The following is a 15588-nucleotide window of genomic DNA, read 5'->3' as shown; positions in this document are numbered from 1 at the left end:
GATGCAGGCCGAGATGCCCCCCTACGAGGTGCGGGGCGCCCTGCATCTGCAAGGGCGCATCGCCCATGGCTGGTGCCAATCGCCGCAAAGGCCGGGGGAATCGCTCCGCATCGAAATCCTGGCCGATGGCCGGGCGGTCGCGCGGGTGATCGCCGGCCGGCTGCACCTGCCGCTGGTCCGGCCGGGGGTCTCGGATGGGTATCACGGGTTTTCCATCCCCCTGCCGGAAACAGCGCTCGGCGATCTGATGCTGGAAGCGCGAGAGGTGGAGACGGGGCAGGTTTTCGCCCGCCTGCTGCCGGCAGCGCCCAGCGATATCGCCGCATGGCAGGCCCAGGCCAGGTCCTTGGGCGAGAGCCTCGCCACCGCGGAGGCGGGCATGCCGGAAACGATGGTCGCCGCCCGGCGGTTGCGCCAGGCCTTCGCCCAGGTCGGCGCCTTTCTGACGCTGGAGCGCGCCACCCCCCTCGCCCTCCGCGCGGTTGCCACGCCCCGGCTCAGCATCATCCTCGATCTGCCGCGCGGCCGTGCCGGCCCCGCCGATGCCGCAGCCGCAGGCAAGGCGCGGGCGGCGATCGCCGCCTTCGCGCCGCTCCTCGGCACTTTGAGCGCGGAGCTGATCGCGATCGACGATGGCAGCCTCGCCGATAGGCTGAGCGCGATCGCCGGGCTCCGCCTCTGCATCGCCCGGGAAGCGGCAGCCGCGGCGCGCCTCAACCGGGCGATCGGCCTCGCCGCCGCGCCGGCCGTCGCCTGTTTCGCCCCTGCTGCCCCGATCTCGCCCGCCGATCTGGCGCGGCTACTGGCGACGGAGGAGGAGGCCATCCTGCTCGGCGGCGGGGTGGCGCGCGCGGTGCGGGGTGCGGGCCTCACCACGCTGGCAGAGAGGATCGTGCCTCAGCGCGGCGCGACGGGCCTGCTGCTGCGCGCGCCGCGCACCGCCTTCGCGCGGGCCGGCATGCTGGACCCCGCTTTCGAGGATGGCGCGGATCTGCCGATCGCTGCCTGGGCCTTCGCGGGCGATTTCGGAGAGGTGACGATTCTGGATGAGCCGCGGGCCGGCCTGCCGCAGACCCTGCCGGCGGCTAGGGTGCAGGCAGCCCGGGCGCACTTCCTGGCCGCGCTTCCTGGCCATACTGCGCGCCCGATCTCCTGAAGCTCGACCGCGCTCCGAGGTGAGCCGGGTCGGCCGGAACCGGCAGTCTTTTCACGTGCCGCAGGCGCGCGAAGCCCCGCGGATCAGACGTAGAAGCTCTCGCCGCAGCCGCAGCGGCCCTTCTCGTTCGGATTGCTGAAGGTAAAGCCGGCGGAGAGCGTCTCCACCCGGTAATCCATCTCGGTGCCGATCAGGAAGAGCGAGGCCTTGCGGTCCACCAGCACGGTCTGGCCCTTATCCGTCACCACCTCATCCGTCGGCCCCGGCGCTTCCACCCAATCCATATCGTAGGAGAGGCCGGAGCAGCCCTTGGTGCTGACCGAGATCTTGAGCAGCTTGCCCTGCTGGCCGCCGGCATAGAGCTGGCCGAGGCGGGCGGCAGCGGCATCCGACAGGGTCATCAGCGGCGGCAGCGCGCGGCGGGCAGGCTTGGGAGCGGGGGTCGCTTGGGTCTGGCTCATGGCTGTCACTCCACTCAAAACATATTCATGGCGAGGCGGGCTTCGTCGCTCATGCGGCTCATATCCCAGGGCGGATCCCAAACCGTCTCGACATCGCAGGCCGTCACGCCCGGCACGGCGAGGATCGCTTCCCGCACCATCACCGGCAGTTCCTGGGCCGAAGGGCAGCCCGGCGCGGTCAGCGTCATCTCGACCCGGATCTTGCCGTCATCGGCGATATCGACCGCGTAGATCAGCCCGAGTTCGTAGATGTTGACCGGGATTTCCGGATCATAAACAGTCGCGATCGCCTCGATGACCGCATCCTCGCTCACCGCCCCCGGGCTCGTGGACGCGGATGAGGCAGCCGGAGGCGGCACTTCGCCATCCGGTGTCCAGGCATGGTGCAAGGGCGTTTCGTTCATCGCGCCCAGGCTCGGCTGCTGATCATCCATCTTTCCCTCCTCACCCGCCGTCAGGCGAAAAACGCCCGGATACGGAGAAGCACCTCGGCCAAAGCGTCGATCTCGCCGGCCGTCGTGTAAAGCCCGAAGCTCGCGCGGGCGGTACTGTCCACGCCGAAGCGCTGCATCAGCGGCTCGGCGCAGTGGTGCCCGGCCCGCACCGCAATGCCGGATTGATCGAGCAAGGTGGCCACGTCATGCGCATGCGCCCCTTCCATGGTGAAGGAGAAGACGCCGCCGCGATCCTGCGCCTGGCCTAGCAGCCGGATGCCATCGAGCGTGCCGAGGCGGGCCAGCGCATGCTCGGTCAAGGCCTGCTCATGCGCCGCGATCGCGTCCATACCAATCGCCTCCACATAGCGGATGGCGGCATCAAGCCCGATGCCTTCCAGGATCGCCGGCGTGCCCGCCTCGAACTTATGCGGCACCCGCGCCCAGGTTGATCGCTCGAAGGTGACCGAAGAGATCATGTCCCCACCACCGAGGAAGGGCGGCATCGCCTCCAGCAGTTCCCGCTTGCCGTACAGCACGCCGATACCGGTCGGGCCATAAAGCTTATGACCGGTCCAGGCATAGAAATCGACATCGAGGGCCTGCACGTCCACCCGGCGATGGACGATCGCCTGGGAGCCGTCGAGCATGACCTTGGCGCCATGGGCATGGGCGAGGGCGACGATCCGCTCGGCCGGGGTATAGGTGCCAAGGACATTGGACATGTGGGTGATGCTGACGAGCCCGACCCGGCCATCCACCAGCAGACTTTCGAGATGCGCCATATCAAGCTCACCCGCATCCGTCACCCGCGCCACCCGCAGCTCGATGCCGTGGTCATCGCGCAGCAACTGCCAGGGGACGATGTTGGAGTGATGCTCCATCTCTGAAATCACGACCGCCGCGCCCGGCTGCATCACGCCGCGCCCGTAGCTATGGGCGACGAGGTTCATCGCCTCCGTGCTATTGCGGGTGAAGACGATCTCATCGCGCGACGCCGCATTCATCAGCCGCGCGACCGAATCCCGCGCCGCTTCGAAGGCTTCCGTCGTGCGCTCGCTCATCCAATGCGCGCCACGATGGACATTGGCGTATTGCGTCTCCATCGCTTCGCGCATCGCGTCGATCACCACACGCGGCTTCTGGGCCGATGCGCCACTATCGAGAAAGACGAAGGGCTTGCCGCGCACCGTCTGGCCGAGGATGGGGAAATCCGCACGGATCTTCTCGACATCAAAGGGCGGGGCGGCGCGGCCGGTGATGGCGTTCATGCCGCAACCTCCGCCGTGCGCCCGGTCGTCATCCACCACCGCTCCACCGCTTCCTCGAACACCCGCCGCACGCCCTCATGCGCCACCGCTTCGAAAGCATCCGTGAGGAAGGCGCGCACCAGGATCATCCGCGCATCATCCGCCGCGATGCCACGGCTGCGGAGATAGAACAACTGCTCGGCATCAAGCGCGCCGACCGTCGCGCCATGGCTGCACTTCACGTCGTCGGCATAGATCTCAAGCTCGGGCTTGCTGTTGATCTCGGCATCAGGCGAGAGCAGCAGCGCCTGGTTCATCTGGTAGCCGTCGGTCTTCTGCGCCACGCGCGCCACCTCGATCCGCCCTTGAAAGACCGCGCGGGCCTGGCCGGTCAGCACGCTTTTGACCGTCTGGCGCGAAGGGCAATTCGGCGCATCATGCAGGATCGCGGTCGTGAAATCGCTTACCTGGCTGCCACCCATGATCTGCGCCGCGTTCAGATGCACCGCCGCCTGCTCGCCCGCCAGGCGGGCATGGATTTCGGTGCGGCCGAGCCGCGCGCCGAGCGCGAGGGAGAAGCAATCATAGACGCCCGTGCGCGCCACTTCGGCATAGATCGTCGCCAGGTGGAAGGCCTCCGGCCCGTCATTCTGCAGCCGCCCATGCGTCAACTGCGCGCCTTCCGCGACCTCGATCTCCATCACCGGATTGTTGAGATATTCGCCCGTCCCGGCTGACACATCGAGCAGCACGAGCCGCGCCCCGGCACCGAGGCGAATGCGGTGGCGGGGGTGGCTGCCGATGCGTGCTGGCGTGCCACCGGTGAGTTGCGCGAGCATCAGGAAGCCGCCGTCCACCCCCTCCGGCACCTCGATCACCACACCATCCTCGGCGAGCATGGTGTTGAGCGCCACCATCCGGTCCCGCTCCGGCCGGGCCAGCGGCCCGAAGGGCGCGCCTTGCGCGAAAGCGCGAATGGCAAGCGCTGGTGGCGTCTCGGAAAGATCGGGGCGATAGCGGCCGTTCAGGAGCACGAGGCGCGGGCCGGTGACGGCGGGGAGCAGCGCCAGCAAGCGGGCTTCCGCCGCGGCATCGCCCGCCTCCGCCTCATCGAAGGCGAGGCCGGCGAAGGGGCGCAGGCTGGTGAAATGCCAAGGCTCTTCCTTCTGCGTCGGCAAGCCCTTCTCGCGCAGCACGGCGGCCGCGGCAGCGCGCGCCGCATCGGCGCCGCGCGCGGGTCCGGCGGCGTGGCGGGCGAGAAACCCGTCCAGCGCCGGCCCGGCTAAAACTGGCGTCTTCGCCCGCATCAGGCCGCCTCGCCGATCAGCCCGGCATAGCCGTTGGCCTCCAGCTCATGGGCAAGCTCCGGCCCGCCGGAGCGCACGATGCGGCCCGCCGCCAGAACATGCACATGATCCGGCACGATATAGTCGAGCAGGCGCTGGTAGTGGGTGATGACGAGCGCCGAGAAGTCCGGCCCCCGTTGCGCATTCACCCCGTCGGCCACGATCCTGAGCGCGTCGATATCAAGCCCGCTATCGGTCTCGTCGAGCAGCGCGAGTTTGGGCTGAAGCAGCGCCATCTGGAGGATTTCATTGCGCTTCTTCTCGCCGCCGGAGAAGCCGACATTGACATTACGCTTGAGCATGTCTTCGGACATGGCGAGTTTCTTCACCGCGGCGCGGGCTGTCTTGAGGAATTGCACGGCGTCCATCTCCGGCTCGCCTCGCGCGCGGCGCAGCGCATTGAGCGCGGTGCGCAGGAAATTCGCATTCCCGACGCCCGGCAGTTCCACCGGATACTGGAAGGCCAGGAAGATGCCGGCCGCCGCCCGCTCCTCCGGCTCCAGCCCAAGGATGTCCTGGCCGTTGAAGGTCACGCTGCCGCCCGTCACCTCATAGCCCTCGCGCCCGGAGAGCACGTAGGAGAGCGTCGATTTTCCGGCGCCGTTCGGCCCCATCACGGCATGCACCTCACCGGGCGGTATCGTCAGGTCGATCCCGTTGAGGATCTGCTTGCCGTCGATCTCGGCGGTCAGTCCTTTGATTTCAAGCATGATGCGCCTACGCCTTCCTTAACCCACCGAGCCTTCGAGGCTCACCGCCAGCAATTTTTGAGCTTCGACGGCGAATTCCATCGGCAGCTCCTTCAGCACATCGCGGCAAAAGCCATTGACGATGAGGCCGACCGCATCCTCTTCCGAAAGCCCACGGCTGCGGCAATAGAACAGCTGATCCTCGGCGATCTTCGAGGTTGTCGCCTCATGCTCGATCTTCGCCGACGGGTTGCGGCTTTCGATATAGGGCACGGTATGCGCACCGCACTGGTCGCCGATCAGCAGGCTGTCGCATTGCGTGAAGTTCCGCGCGTTCTGCGCCTTCGGCATCATGCGAACGAGGCCGCGATAGGTGCTGTCCGAATGGCCGGCGCTGATCGTCTTGGCGATGATCGTGCTGTTCGTGTTGCGGCCGATATGGATCATCTTGGTCCCGGTATCGGCCTGCTGATGATTGTTCGTCACCGCCACCGAATAGAATTCGCCGACGCTGCCATCGCCCTGCAGGATGCAGGAGGGGTATTTCCAGGTAATCGCCGAGCCTGTCTCCACCTGCGTCCAGCTGATATGGCTGCGCGCACCGCGGCAGGCGCCGCGCTTGGTCACGAAATTGTAGATGCCGCCGCGGCCCTCGGCATCGCCCGGGTACCAGTTCTGCACCGTCGAATATTTGATCTTCGCGTCATCGAGCGCCACGAGTTCGACGACCGCCGCATGCAGTTGGTTCTCGTCGCGCATCGGCGCCGTGCAGCCCTCAAGGTAGCTGACCGAGGCGCCTTCCTCGGCGATGATCAGCGTCCTCTCGAACTGCCCGGTATTGCGGGCGTTGATACGGAAATAGGTCGAAAGCTCCATCGGGCATTTCACGCCCTTCGGCACATAGACGAAGCTGCCATCGGTGAAGACGGCGGAATTCAGGGCGGCGAAGAAATTGTCCCCCGCCGGCACGACGCTGCCGAGATACTGGCGCACGAGGTCGGGATGCTCACGCACCGCATCCGAGATCGGGCAGAAGATGACGCCGACCTTGGCCAGCGTCTCGCGAAAGGTCGTCGCGACCGAAACACTGTCGAACACGGCGTCCACCGCCATCGGCATGCGGTCCTCGTCGCCAGGCTCGACGCCGGCGAGAATCGCCTGCTCTTTCAGCGGAATGCCAAGCTTCTCATAGGTGCGCAGCAGGGCGGGGTCGACCTCGTCCAGGCTCTTCGGGCCGCCCTTCTTCTTCGGTGCCGCATAGTAATGAATTTCCTGATAGTCGATTGCCGGAAACTCCGGCTTCGCCCAATGCGGCTCCTCCATCTTCTGCCAGGCGGCGAAGGCCTTGAGGCGCCAGGCGAGCAGCCATTCGGGCTCGCCCTTGCGGTCCGAGATGAGGCGGATCGTATCCTCGGTCAGCCCCTTGGGGGCGAGGTCCATCTCAAGCTCGGTCTCGAACCCCCACTTGTAGGTGGAGCCGGTAACGGAGCGGACGGTCTCGAGAGTTTCGGCAACAGCGGGCATGGCGTCACTCAGCGCAAGCGGGGGTTGAGAGGGAGGCTGCGGCGGCAAGGGCCCGCACCGGTTTGGCGGCCGCATCGGCGATCGGCTCGGCCTCGCCCAGAAACAGCGCCGCGGGCCGCATATCGGCCAGGCTGATGCCGCTCAAGGCCTGCAGGATGGCGCCGTTCACCTTGTCCCACCGGCCGCGGACGGGGCAAAGCCCGGAGGATTCGCAGATGTTCTGCGAATGCTCGACACAGGCGGTGAGCGCGATCGGGCCATCGATCGCGGCGATCACCTCGGCAACGGCGATGCCCGAAAGCGGCCGCGCCAGCCGGTAGCCGCCGCGCGCGCCGCGTTGCGAGAGCACGAGGCCCGCGGCCGTCATCGTCTTGAGCACCTTGGCGACCGTCGGCTCCGGAATGCCGGTGGCGGCAGCGATGCCGCCCGAGCTTTGCAGGGCGGACTGATCGCCCAGGCTGACCAGGACCACGACGGCATAATCCGTGAGCTTGGAAAGTTTGAGCATGGCTCGGTTTTAGCCTGCTATACCGGACCACACCAGTCCTGTTTTACGGATCTGCCCTGTGGCCGAAGCCGCATCCGGCCGCCTGCCCGAGGCTGGGCGCTCTTAGCCGCAGTTGAACCATCCCGGCAATCCCGTTAGTCAGGTTGAAAATGCGCAGCAGATGAGGCGGCCATGGCAGACCGGTCGGCGGATTTCGAGGCCAATCTCCAGCGCTTGCGGGCGCGCTACGAAGGAGTGAGCGCCGGGATCGTCTATGATCCGCATTTCAAGGAGGTCTGCTCCCAGATCATCACCGCCGATGGCGCGCGCAGCCTGCCCTATGCCAATCCGGCGACCTTTCTCGCCGCGCCCTATCGGCAGAATGCCTTCACCGCCGAGGATGGCCTTACGGATCTCGACGTCGCGCTGATCGGGGTGCCGCTCGATCTCGGCGTCACCAACCGCGCCGGCTGTCGGCTCGGCCCGCGCGCCGTGCGGGCGGTCGAGCGGATCGGGCCCTATGAGCATGTGCTGCGCGTGGCGCCCCAGGGCAGCCTGCGCTTCGCCGATCTGGGCGATGTGCCGATGCGCAGCCGCTACAGCCTGGAAGGCTGCCATGAGGATATCGAGGCGGCGTATCGCCGCGTCGTCGCGGCCGGCGTCATCCCGCTCTCGGTCGGCGGCGATCATTCGATCAGCCAGGCGATCCTTGCCGCGGTCGGCGAGAAGCGCCCCGTCGGCCTCATCCATATCGATGCGCATGCCGATACAGCCGGCGCCTATGAGGGCAGCCGCTTCCATCATGGCGGCCCCTTCCGCCAGGCGGTGCTCGCCGGCTGCGTTGATCCGCGCCGCACGCTGCAGATCGGTATCCGCGGCACCGCCGAATGCTTCTACGAATTCTCCTACGACAGCGGCATGACGGTGGTGCATGCCGAGGAGGTCGAGGAGCATGGCATCCGCCGCTATATCGAAGTCGCGCGGAAGCTGATCGGGGATGGCCCGGTCTACATCTCCTTCGATATCGACTCTGTCGATCCGGGCTATGCCCCCGGCACCGGCACGCCCGAGGTCGGCGGGCTGGAGCCGCGCGAGGTGCTCGCCCTGCTGCGCGGGCTGCGCGGCCTCGATATCGTCGGGGGCGACGTGGTCGAGGTCGCGCCGCAATACGACCCGACGACGGCGACGGCGCAGATTGCAGCGCAGGTGCTGTTCGAAATGCTCTGCCTGGTGGCGCTGCGCGACAAGCCCTCCATCCAGCGCGCGGGGGCTTGATCGGCGGCAAGATTACGCAGCCGTCACCTCCACGGCGCTTGATCGGTAAGCGGGAGAGGCCCACTCTCTCCTGCATGATCGACCGTCGCCCCTATGACCTCGACATGCGCGCCGATGGCAGCTTCGTCGAGAAGTCCCGCCCGGATGGCTTCGCCGGCTGGCGCGCCCCACCGCCGCCGCGCGGCGGGCGCCTGGCGCGCAATCTTGCCATCGCGGCAGCGCTTGCCGGCGCCGTTGTGGTTGCCGGCCTCGCACTCTCGGTCGCCCTCGTGCTGGTCCCGGTCATGCTCGGCGTCGCGCTGCTCGGCTATGGCGCGCTCCGCTTCCAGCTTTGGCGCATGCGGCGTGGCAGCACTGCCGCCATGCCCGGCGCCTTCGGCCCGATCATGGCGCAGATGGAGGCAATCCTGCGCGCCCGCCGCCCGCGGCGCTGAGCGCCTCCGCCTCGCCCCGGCGCCGCCGGTCGGCTGCGCGATCACGCCCCGCCGAGCACCGGAATACGCCCGCCAAGCTCATCCTCCACATGCACGCGGATGATCTCGTCGAAAGTGCTTTCGGCGCGGAAGCCGAGCCCTTGGGCGCGCGCCGCATCGAAACCGCGCGGCCAGCTATCGACGATGCGGATGATCGTCTCATCCGGCTTGCGCTCGATCAGCCCGCTCGCCTTCAGCCCCGCCACCCGTTCGAGTGCGGCGATCTGCTCGGCGACGGTCACTGAAAGCCCCGGCATGGTGAGGCTGGTGCGGCCGCCGAGCCGCGCCGTGTCGAGCCCCGCCGCATGGGTGAGGAAGCCGATGGTCGCCCGCGGGCTCGCCATCCAGTGGCGCACGCTCTCGCTCACCGGCAGCACGGCCGGCAGGCCCATCAGCGGCTCGCGGATGATATTGGAGAAGAAGCCGGAAGCCGCGAGGTTGGGCTTGCCCGGGCGGACACAGACCGTGGGCAGCCTCAGCCCGATCCCTTCGATGAAGCCGCGCCGGGCGTAATCGGCCAGCAGCAGTTCGCACATCGCCTTCTGCGTGCCGTAGCTCGTCTGCGGCGTCAGGAAATAGTCGTCACCGATCTCGTCCGGCATGTCGCCGCCGAACACCGCGATCGAGGAGGCGAAGACGAGGCGGGGCCGCCAGGCGCCGCGGCCCTGCTCGGCGCGGATCGCCTCCAGCAGGTAGCGCATGCCGTCGAGATTGACGCGATAGCCCTTGTCGAGATCGGCCTCCGCCTCACCCGAGACGACGGCGGCGAGGTGGTAGATGACATCGGGGCGGCTCGCCAGAACATCGGCCACGATCTCCGGCCGGGTCAGATCGGCGGCGGTGCAGTCGGTCGTGCCGATGAAGCCGTGCGGGGTCAGCGGGGTGATGACATCGATGAGGGAGAGATGCGAGACGGGCCGGCCGCCCAGGCTGCCATCCGCGGCGATCCGGTCCGCGAGCTTGCGGCCGACCATGCCGGCGCCGCCCAAAATCATCACATGCATGGCACTCACTCCCTCTCTCGGCCGGGCCGTTGGTTTTCTCGCCCTATGAGGCCCCCACTCGGTTCCGCTGTCAAAGTGCTCCTGCCCCGAATAGCGCGCGCAGGAGGAGATAGAGCAGGCCGCCCGCGAGAAAGCCGACCAGCGTGCCGTTGATGCGGATGAATTGCAGATCCGGCCCGACGCGCAGTTCCAGCCGGTCGGTCACCGTGCGCGCATCCCAGCGGGAGACGACGCCGGCGACGAAATCGGCCGCCCGCTCCTGCGCCAGCGGCAGGAGGGCGGCGATGAGGCGCGCCACCCCGCGTTCGAGCCCGGCGCGCAGCGCCGGATCTTCCTCGATCACCTCGCCGAGGCGGCGGAGCAGCGCCTCCATATAGCGCTGGGTGAGGCCCTGCGGCCGCGCAGCATCCGCCTCGACCGCGCGGCGCAGCCGCATCCAGACATCGCCGAGCCAATCCCGCACGCTCTCATGCGCCAAAACGCGGCGGATGGCGGCGCCGATCTCGGCCGCGCGCGCCGGATCGGTCTCGATCAGGGCGATCTGGTCGCGCACCCATTCATCGAAGGCGAGCCGCATGGTGGAGCCGTCCGGCCCGATGGTATCGAGCTCGGCATTGACCGCGGCGAGCACGCGGCGCGCCACGCTGCCGCCGATCGCCCAGCCGAGCAGGGCGCCGCCCTGTTCGCGCACCCGCTCGCGGATGCCGCCGCGCAGATCGTCCTCCTTCTGCGCCAGCATGTCGCGCAGCTGCTCCAGCACGAAGGTGAAGACCTCCTGGTGGCGCCCGCCTTCCACCAGCCCGTAGAGCGCCTTGGCCACCACCTGCCCCGCCGCCGGGCCGCCCACCAGGCGCGGCAGCAGGCGCTGGATCATCCGCTGCGCGCCGCCATCATCGACCGAGGCGAGGAGGCGCGGCAGATGCGCGGTCAGCGCCGCGGCGGCCGGCCGCATGGTCGCCGGATCGGTGAGGAAGCGGTGGATGAGGCCGGGCAGATCGGCCTCCGCCAGCATGCGGCTGACCTCGGCCTCGGTCATCACATGGGCGCCGAGGAAGCGGCCGAGCGCGCGGCCGAGCCGCTCCTTCTCGGCCGGGATGATGGCGGTATGCGGAATGGGAATGCCGAGCGGATGGCGGAAAAGCGCGGTGACGGCGAACCAGTCGGCCAGGCCGCCGACCACGCCGGCCTTGGCGGCCGATTGCAGCAGATCCCGCCAGAGGCCCGGCGGTAGCGCGAAGCTCGCCAGACAGAGCGCGACCATCAGCAGCAGCAGGCCGGTCGCGAACAGCCGGTGGCGGCGGAGGGAGCGCCGCGCGGCGCGATCCGCCTCGCTCGGCGCCGGGGCCGGTCGGGCGTCCATCAGCCCATTATTTCCCGAGCATGAGCTGGCCGGTGACAAGCCCGCTCGCCGGATCGATGAAGAGGATGCGGTCCGGCCCGCCGCCGGTGATGAGCACGCTCAGCCGATCGCCGACCCCGGTGATCGAGACGATATGCGAGCCCGGCGGCTCGTTCAGCATCTGCGTGGTGAGCCTGACACGCGCAGGCCCGCCCGGCACCAGCGCCACCGGGGAGGCAGCGGGCTGCCTGCCGCCTCCCGCGATATCCTGCACCACCTTGACGATGACCACGCCCGTCGCCAGGACGACGAGGATTCCCATGACGATCACCGCGATCAGCAGCGGCCGCGTGCTTTTCATCCAGGCACTCCCACGCCCCTAGGAGGGCGCCCTCTATCTGGGTATTGCTCGCGGATGCCACAGCCCCACGATTCCGATCCGAACGACGACGACGACGACCTCGATGCCGCCCCGGAGGCAGACGCGAGTGCCCCACCCGACGCCATCGCAGCCGCTCCGGAAGAGGCGGGCGAGCGGCTGGACCGGTTTTTCGCCCGCCACCTGCCCGGCCTTTCCCGCTCGCGGATCAAGAACCTGATCCTGGACGGGATGGCAAGACGCGGCGAGCGGCCGGCGCGTGACCCGTCGGAGCCGGTGCAGGCCGGGGAGCAGTACGCGCTCACCATCCCCGAAGCGGCGCCCGCCCTGCCGCGCCCCGAGGCGATCCCCCTCACCGTGCTCTACGAGGATGCCGATCTCATCGTCATCGACAAGCCGGCCGGGCTCGTCGTGCATCCGGCGCCGGGGAATTACGAGGGCACGCTGGTCAACGCCCTCCTCGCCCATTGCGGGGAAAGCCTCACCGGTATCGGCGGCGAGAAGCGGCCCGGCATCGTCCATCGGCTGGACAAGGAAACCTCGGGCGTCATGGTCGCCGCCAAGACCGAGCTTGCCCATGCGCGCCTCTCGGAGATCTTCGCCCAGCGCGATCTCGACCGGCATTACCGCGCCCTCTGCTGGGGCGTGCTCAGCCCCGCCACCGGCGAGATCGAAGGCGCGATCGGGCGCGACCCGCGCGACCGCAAGCGCATGGCGGTGCGCGGCAGCGGGGGGCGGGATGCGCTGACCTATTACCGCACGATGAAGATCTGGCGGCTCGCCGCCTCGCTGCTCGATGTGAAGCTCGCCACCGGCCGCACCCACCAGATCCGCGTGCATCTCGCGCATAGGGGCCATCCGATCATCGGCGATCCGGTCTATCTCCGCCGGGTTCCTGCCGCGGCGCGCCTGCTGCCGGCCGAGCTGCGCGGGGAGCTGCTCGATTTTCCGCGCCAGGCGCTGCATGCAGCAAGCCTTGCCTTCGCCCATCCGCGGACCGGCGTACCGCTCGCCTTCCAGACCGATCCGCCGGCCGACATGCAGGCGCTGCTCGCCGCGCTCGACCGGCTGGGTGCCGCCCTCTCCGGTTGACAGGCGGCGGGGCCGCGGCCTTAGTCCGAGCAATGTCGAACAATGCAGAGCGTGAGCGCCCTCCGGGCATGTCCGCGGCGATGACGCTGCTGCTCGCGGCGACGGCCGGGGTGAGCGTCGCCAATCTCTATCTCGCCCAGCCGATGATCGGCCTCATCGGCCCGTCGGTCGGGCTGCATCCCGGCGCTTATGGCCTCGTCGTCACCCTCACCCAGATCGGCTATGCGCTCGGCCTGCTGCTGCTGGTGCCGCTAGGCGATTTTCTGGAGAATCGCCGGCTGATGGTGCTGACGCTCTGCGCCAGCGCCGCCGCCCTCCTCTTCACAGCCCTCGCGCATGCGCCGGGCGCCTTCCTGCTCGCCTGCCTCATCATCGGCCTCACCTCCGTCACCCCGCAGATGGCGGTGCCGATGGCGGCGCATCTCGCCGCGCCCGAGAAGCGCGGCCGGCAGGTGGCGACGGTGGTGAGCGGGCTCCTCACCGGCATTCTCTTCGGCCGGCCGGTCGCCAGCCTCATCGCGAGCTTCGCCGGCTGGCGGGCGGTGTTCCTGATCGCAACCTTCGCCATGCTGGCGACGGCGCTCATCCTCCGCACGCGGCTGCCGCCCCGCTATCCGCGGGCGCGCGGCCATTACGGCAGCATGCTCGCCTCCCTCTGGACGCTTATGCTGCGCACCCGCGTGCTGCGGCGGCGGACGCTCTATCACATGGGGCTGTTCTTCTCCTTCTCAGTCTTCTGGACGACGATCCCGCTGGAACTCACCCGCCATTTCGGCTTCGGCCAGCGCGGCATCGCGATCTTCTCGCTGGTCGGTGCGGCGGGGGCGCTCTCCGCGCCGATCGCCGGGCGGATGGCCGATCGCGGCCACATCCGCCTCGGCACCATCGGCTGCATGGCGATGGTGGCGGCAGGGCTCGCGCTGTCCTGGCCCGCCGGCCTGTTGCGGGCCTGGCCGAGCCTCATCCTCTTTGTCGTCTCGACCATCCTGCTCGATGCCGGGGTGCAGGCGCATCTCGCCTTCGCGCAGAAGATCCTCTTCGATCTGGCGCCCGATATCCGCAACCGCATCAACGCGCTCTTCATCGCCGGTGCCTTCGTCGCGGCGGCGGTGGGCTCGGCGGTGGCACCGCTGCTTTACCACCTCGCGGGCTGGCCGCTCGTCGCCCTGCTCGGCTTCACCCCGCCGCTTGGCGCGCTCATCCTCTTTATCGCCCAAGGGGATGCGAAAGCCCCGCCACGCTTACGCTAGCAGCCCGCATGCCCCGCCCCACCACCTCCGTTCTCGTAGCGCTTCTGGTGGCCGGCACCGGCTTCATGGAACTGCTCGACACCACGATCATCACCACCGCGCTGCCGCGCATGGCGCAGAGCTTCGGGGTCCATCCCGTCGATCTCAACCTCGGCATCACCGCCTATGTGCTGATGCTCGCCGCCGGGATTCCGCTGAGCGGCTGGGCCGCCGAGCGCTTCGGGGCGAAAACCGTCTTCGCCACGGCGATCGCGGTCTTTACCCTCGCTTCCGCGCTCTGCGGCCTCTCGCAGGGTCTCTGGAGCTTCTTCGCCGCGCGGCTGCTGCAAGGCCTCGGCGGGGCGATGATGGTGCCGGTCGGGCGGCTCGTGGTGCTGCGGGTGACGCCCAAGGCGCGGCTGATGCAGGCGACCGCGCTGCTCACCTGGCCCGCCCTCGTCGCCCCCATCATCGGCCCGGCGGCGGGCGGCTTCCTCACCACCTACGCCTCCTGGCGCTGGATCTTCTTCATCAACCTGCCAGTGGGCGCCATCGCCCTCGTTATCGCCCTGACCCTCGTGAGCAACGAGCGGAGTGCGGCGCGCAGGCTCGACCGGCTGGGCGCTGTGCTGAGTGCCGCCGCCGCCGCCTGCGTCGTCTATGGCACGAGCCTGCTCGGCTCCTCCTCGGGCAGCCTTGTCCTCAGCCTCGGCCTCGTGCTCGGCGGCATCCTGCTCGCTGTCGCGACCGCCCGGCATGCCCGCGGCCAGGCGCATCCGCTGATCGATTTCGCCTCGCTGCAGAGCCAGAGCTTCCGGGCCAGCCTGCGCGGCGGCTCGCTCATGCGCACCGCGATCAACGCCGTGCCCTTCCTCATGCCGCTGATGCTGCAGCTCGGCTTCGGCCGCAGCCCGGTCGCCGCCGGCTCCCTCCTGCTCGTGCTCTTCGCCGGCAATCTCGGCATCAAGCCCTTCACCACGCCGATCATGCGGCGCTTCGGCTTCCGCCCCGTCCTCATCGTCAATGGTGGGCTGCTGGCGCTGACCATGCTGCTCTCCGGCCTGCTGACGGCGGCGAGCCCCGGCTGGCTCCTGCTCCCCCTGCTGCTGGCGAGCGGCATGACACGCTCGACGCAGTTCACCGCGCTCAACACCCTCGCCTTTGCCGAGATCCCGCCCGAGCGGATGACCTCGGCCAATACCCTCTTCAACCTCGCCCAGCAGGTGACCTTCGGCCTCGGCGTCGCCGTCGGCGCGGTGCTGCTCCGCCTCGGCGCCGCGGCACTCGGCGGCGGGCTCGACCGGGTGGCGGTGTTTCACTTCGCGTTCTTCGGCATCGGCCTCCTCTGCCTCGCCGGCATTGCGGATTTCCTGGCGCTGCCGCGCCATGCGGGGGCGGAGGTGAGCGGCCATGGCAAGCGCATTTGATCTTCTGCCTGACTGCTTTTAGG

At 68.7% G+C, this 15588-nt stretch carries 16 protein-coding genes; 6 read left to right on the top strand and 10 right to left on the bottom strand.

Going from position 1 to position 15588, the window contains the following annotated elements:
- Positions 1 to 13: 13 nt before the first annotated feature.
- Positions 14 to 1156 (top strand): hypothetical protein, encoded by a 1143-nt coding sequence (locus tag ACYQ7X_RS08930; protein WP_459696624.1) that lies wholly within the window; start codon positions 14 to 16, stop codon positions 1154 to 1156.
- An 83-nt stretch (positions 1157 to 1239) separates the two neighbouring features.
- Here the strand turns inward: ACYQ7X_RS08930 and ACYQ7X_RS08925 are convergent, their stop codons facing one another.
- From ACYQ7X_RS08925 to ACYQ7X_RS08895, 7 genes are read right to left on the bottom strand one after another with little or no spacing between them, the layout of a single operon-like run.
- A complete protein-coding gene (locus ACYQ7X_RS08925) occupies positions 1240 to 1617 on the bottom strand; it encodes a HesB/IscA family protein (protein ID WP_459696623.1) in 378 nt (125 codons plus the stop codon).
- 14 nt (positions 1618 to 1631) lie between these two features.
- Positions 1632 to 2051, bottom strand: coding sequence for an SUF system Fe-S cluster assembly protein (locus ACYQ7X_RS08920; RefSeq protein ID WP_459696622.1), 420 nt, complete (start codon positions 2049 to 2051; stop codon positions 1632 to 1634).
- A 20-nt stretch (positions 2052 to 2071) separates the two neighbouring features.
- Positions 2072 to 3322 carry an aminotransferase class V-fold PLP-dependent enzyme gene (locus ACYQ7X_RS08915; RefSeq protein WP_459696621.1) on the bottom strand — a complete coding sequence of 417 codons (1251 nt, stop codon included), beginning with the start codon at positions 3320 to 3322 and terminating at the stop codon, positions 2072 to 2074.
- Entirely contained in the window at positions 3319 to 4608 is a 1290-nt protein-coding gene (sufD, locus tag ACYQ7X_RS08910; RefSeq protein ID WP_459696620.1) for a Fe-S cluster assembly protein SufD, read from the bottom strand. The genes ACYQ7X_RS08915 and sufD overlap by 4 nt, the downstream gene beginning before the upstream one ends.
- On the bottom strand, positions 4608 to 5357 hold the full coding sequence (gene sufC / locus ACYQ7X_RS08905) for a Fe-S cluster assembly ATPase SufC (protein WP_459696619.1): 750 nt from the start codon (positions 5355 to 5357) through the stop codon (positions 4608 to 4610). The genes sufD and sufC overlap by 1 nt, the downstream gene beginning before the upstream one ends.
- A gap of 18 nt (positions 5358 to 5375) precedes the next feature.
- Positions 5376 to 6860 carry a Fe-S cluster assembly protein SufB gene (sufB, locus tag ACYQ7X_RS08900; protein ID WP_459696618.1) on the bottom strand — a complete coding sequence of 495 codons (1485 nt, stop codon included), beginning with the start codon at positions 6858 to 6860 and terminating at the stop codon, positions 5376 to 5378.
- 4 nt (positions 6861 to 6864) lie between these two features.
- Positions 6865 to 7368, bottom strand: a complete 504-nt coding sequence (locus ACYQ7X_RS08895) for an SUF system Fe-S cluster assembly regulator (protein WP_459696617.1) — start codon at positions 7366 to 7368, stop codon at positions 6865 to 6867.
- Between the two features lie 171 nt (positions 7369 to 7539).
- Between ACYQ7X_RS08895 and speB the strand changes: the two genes are divergently transcribed.
- Positions 7540 to 8622 (top strand): agmatinase, encoded by a 1083-nt coding sequence (speB, locus tag ACYQ7X_RS08890; RefSeq protein ID WP_459696616.1) that lies wholly within the window; start codon positions 7540 to 7542, stop codon positions 8620 to 8622.
- A gap of 74 nt (positions 8623 to 8696) precedes the next feature.
- The gene (locus ACYQ7X_RS08885) at positions 8697 to 9056 is read left to right on the top strand and encodes a hypothetical protein (RefSeq protein ID WP_459696614.1); all 360 of its coding nucleotides are present in this window, start codon (positions 8697 to 8699) and stop codon (positions 9054 to 9056) included.
- A gap of 41 nt (positions 9057 to 9097) precedes the next feature.
- Here the strand turns inward: ACYQ7X_RS08885 and denD are convergent, their stop codons facing one another.
- The 3 genes from denD to ACYQ7X_RS08870 all read right to left on the bottom strand — a co-directional run bounded on the left by denD (position 9098) and on the right by ACYQ7X_RS08870 (position 11799).
- A complete protein-coding gene (denD, locus tag ACYQ7X_RS08880; RefSeq protein WP_459696613.1) occupies positions 9098 to 10099 on the bottom strand; it encodes a D-erythronate dehydrogenase in 1002 nt (333 codons plus the stop codon).
- Between the two features lie 70 nt (positions 10100 to 10169).
- Positions 10170 to 11459, bottom strand: a complete 1290-nt coding sequence (locus tag ACYQ7X_RS08875) for a DUF445 domain-containing protein (RefSeq protein WP_459696612.1) — start codon at positions 11457 to 11459, stop codon at positions 10170 to 10172.
- 7 nt (positions 11460 to 11466) lie between these two features.
- Positions 11467 to 11799 (bottom strand): hypothetical protein, encoded by a 333-nt coding sequence (locus ACYQ7X_RS08870; protein WP_459696611.1) that lies wholly within the window; start codon positions 11797 to 11799, stop codon positions 11467 to 11469.
- Between the two features lie 54 nt (positions 11800 to 11853).
- On the opposite strand from ACYQ7X_RS08870, the gene ACYQ7X_RS08865 reads away from it, so the two are divergent.
- The 3 genes from ACYQ7X_RS08865 (at position 11854) to ACYQ7X_RS08855 (ending at position 15565) form a co-directional block, all read left to right on the top strand.
- Entirely contained in the window at positions 11854 to 12909 is a 1056-nt protein-coding gene (locus ACYQ7X_RS08865) for an RluA family pseudouridine synthase (RefSeq protein ID WP_459696610.1), read from the top strand.
- A gap of 68 nt (positions 12910 to 12977) precedes the next feature.
- Complete coding sequence (locus ACYQ7X_RS08860) at positions 12978 to 14159, top strand: MFS transporter (RefSeq protein ID WP_459696609.1); 1182 nt, start codon at positions 12978 to 12980, stop codon at positions 14157 to 14159.
- A gap of 8 nt (positions 14160 to 14167) precedes the next feature.
- Positions 14168 to 15565, top strand: a complete 1398-nt coding sequence (locus ACYQ7X_RS08855; protein ID WP_459696607.1) for an MFS transporter — start codon at positions 14168 to 14170, stop codon at positions 15563 to 15565.
- The last annotated feature ends 23 nt before the right edge of the window (positions 15566 to 15588 follow it).

The sequence above is a fragment of the Acidisoma sp. C75 genome (genome assembly GCF_054665095.1).
Note: the sequence above shows the minus strand (reverse complement) of the source record. Positions and strands in the feature narration are given on the sequence as shown.

What these genes read in the sequence shown, in the direction of transcription:
- ACYQ7X_RS08860 (WP_459696609.1), top strand. Translation starts at nt 12,978, where the DNA reads ATGTCCGCGGCGATGACGCTGCTGCTCGCGGCGACGGCCGGGGTGAGC.
- ACYQ7X_RS08920 (WP_459696622.1), bottom strand. Translation starts at nt 2,051, where the DNA reads ATGGATGATCAGCAGCCGAGCCTGGGCGCGATGAACGAAACGCCCTTG.
- ACYQ7X_RS08895 (WP_459696617.1), bottom strand. Translation starts at nt 7,368, where the DNA reads ATGCTCAAACTTTCCAAGCTCACGGATTATGCCGTCGTGGTCCTGGTC.
- speB (WP_459696616.1), top strand. Translation starts at nt 7,540, where the DNA reads ATGGCAGACCGGTCGGCGGATTTCGAGGCCAATCTCCAGCGCTTGCGG.
- ACYQ7X_RS08885 (WP_459696614.1), top strand. Translation starts at nt 8,697, where the DNA reads ATGATCGACCGTCGCCCCTATGACCTCGACATGCGCGCCGATGGCAGC.
- ACYQ7X_RS08915 (WP_459696621.1), bottom strand. Translation starts at nt 3,322, where the DNA reads ATGAACGCCATCACCGGCCGCGCCGCCCCGCCCTTTGATGTCGAGAAG.
- ACYQ7X_RS08855 (WP_459696607.1), top strand. Translation starts at nt 14,168, where the DNA reads ATGCCCCGCCCCACCACCTCCGTTCTCGTAGCGCTTCTGGTGGCCGGC.
- sufB (WP_459696618.1), bottom strand. Translation starts at nt 6,860, where the DNA reads ATGCCCGCTGTTGCCGAAACTCTCGAGACCGTCCGCTCCGTTACCGGC.
- ACYQ7X_RS08870 (WP_459696611.1), bottom strand. Translation starts at nt 11,799, where the DNA reads ATGAAAAGCACGCGGCCGCTGCTGATCGCGGTGATCGTCATGGGAATC.
- ACYQ7X_RS08865 (WP_459696610.1), top strand. Translation starts at nt 11,854, where the DNA reads ATGCCACAGCCCCACGATTCCGATCCGAACGACGACGACGACGACCTC.
- denD (WP_459696613.1), bottom strand. Translation starts at nt 10,099, where the DNA reads ATGCATGTGATGATTTTGGGCGGCGCCGGCATGGTCGGCCGCAAGCTC.
- ACYQ7X_RS08930 (WP_459696624.1), top strand. Translation starts at nt 14, where the DNA reads ATGCCCCCCTACGAGGTGCGGGGCGCCCTGCATCTGCAAGGGCGCATC.
- ACYQ7X_RS08875 (WP_459696612.1), bottom strand. Translation starts at nt 11,459, where the DNA reads ATGGACGCCCGACCGGCCCCGGCGCCGAGCGAGGCGGATCGCGCCGCG.
- ACYQ7X_RS08925 (WP_459696623.1), bottom strand. Translation starts at nt 1,617, where the DNA reads ATGAGCCAGACCCAAGCGACCCCCGCTCCCAAGCCTGCCCGCCGCGCG.
- sufC (WP_459696619.1), bottom strand. Translation starts at nt 5,357, where the DNA reads ATGCTTGAAATCAAAGGACTGACCGCCGAGATCGACGGCAAGCAGATC.
- sufD (WP_459696620.1), bottom strand. Translation starts at nt 4,608, where the DNA reads ATGCGGGCGAAGACGCCAGTTTTAGCCGGGCCGGCGCTGGACGGGTTT.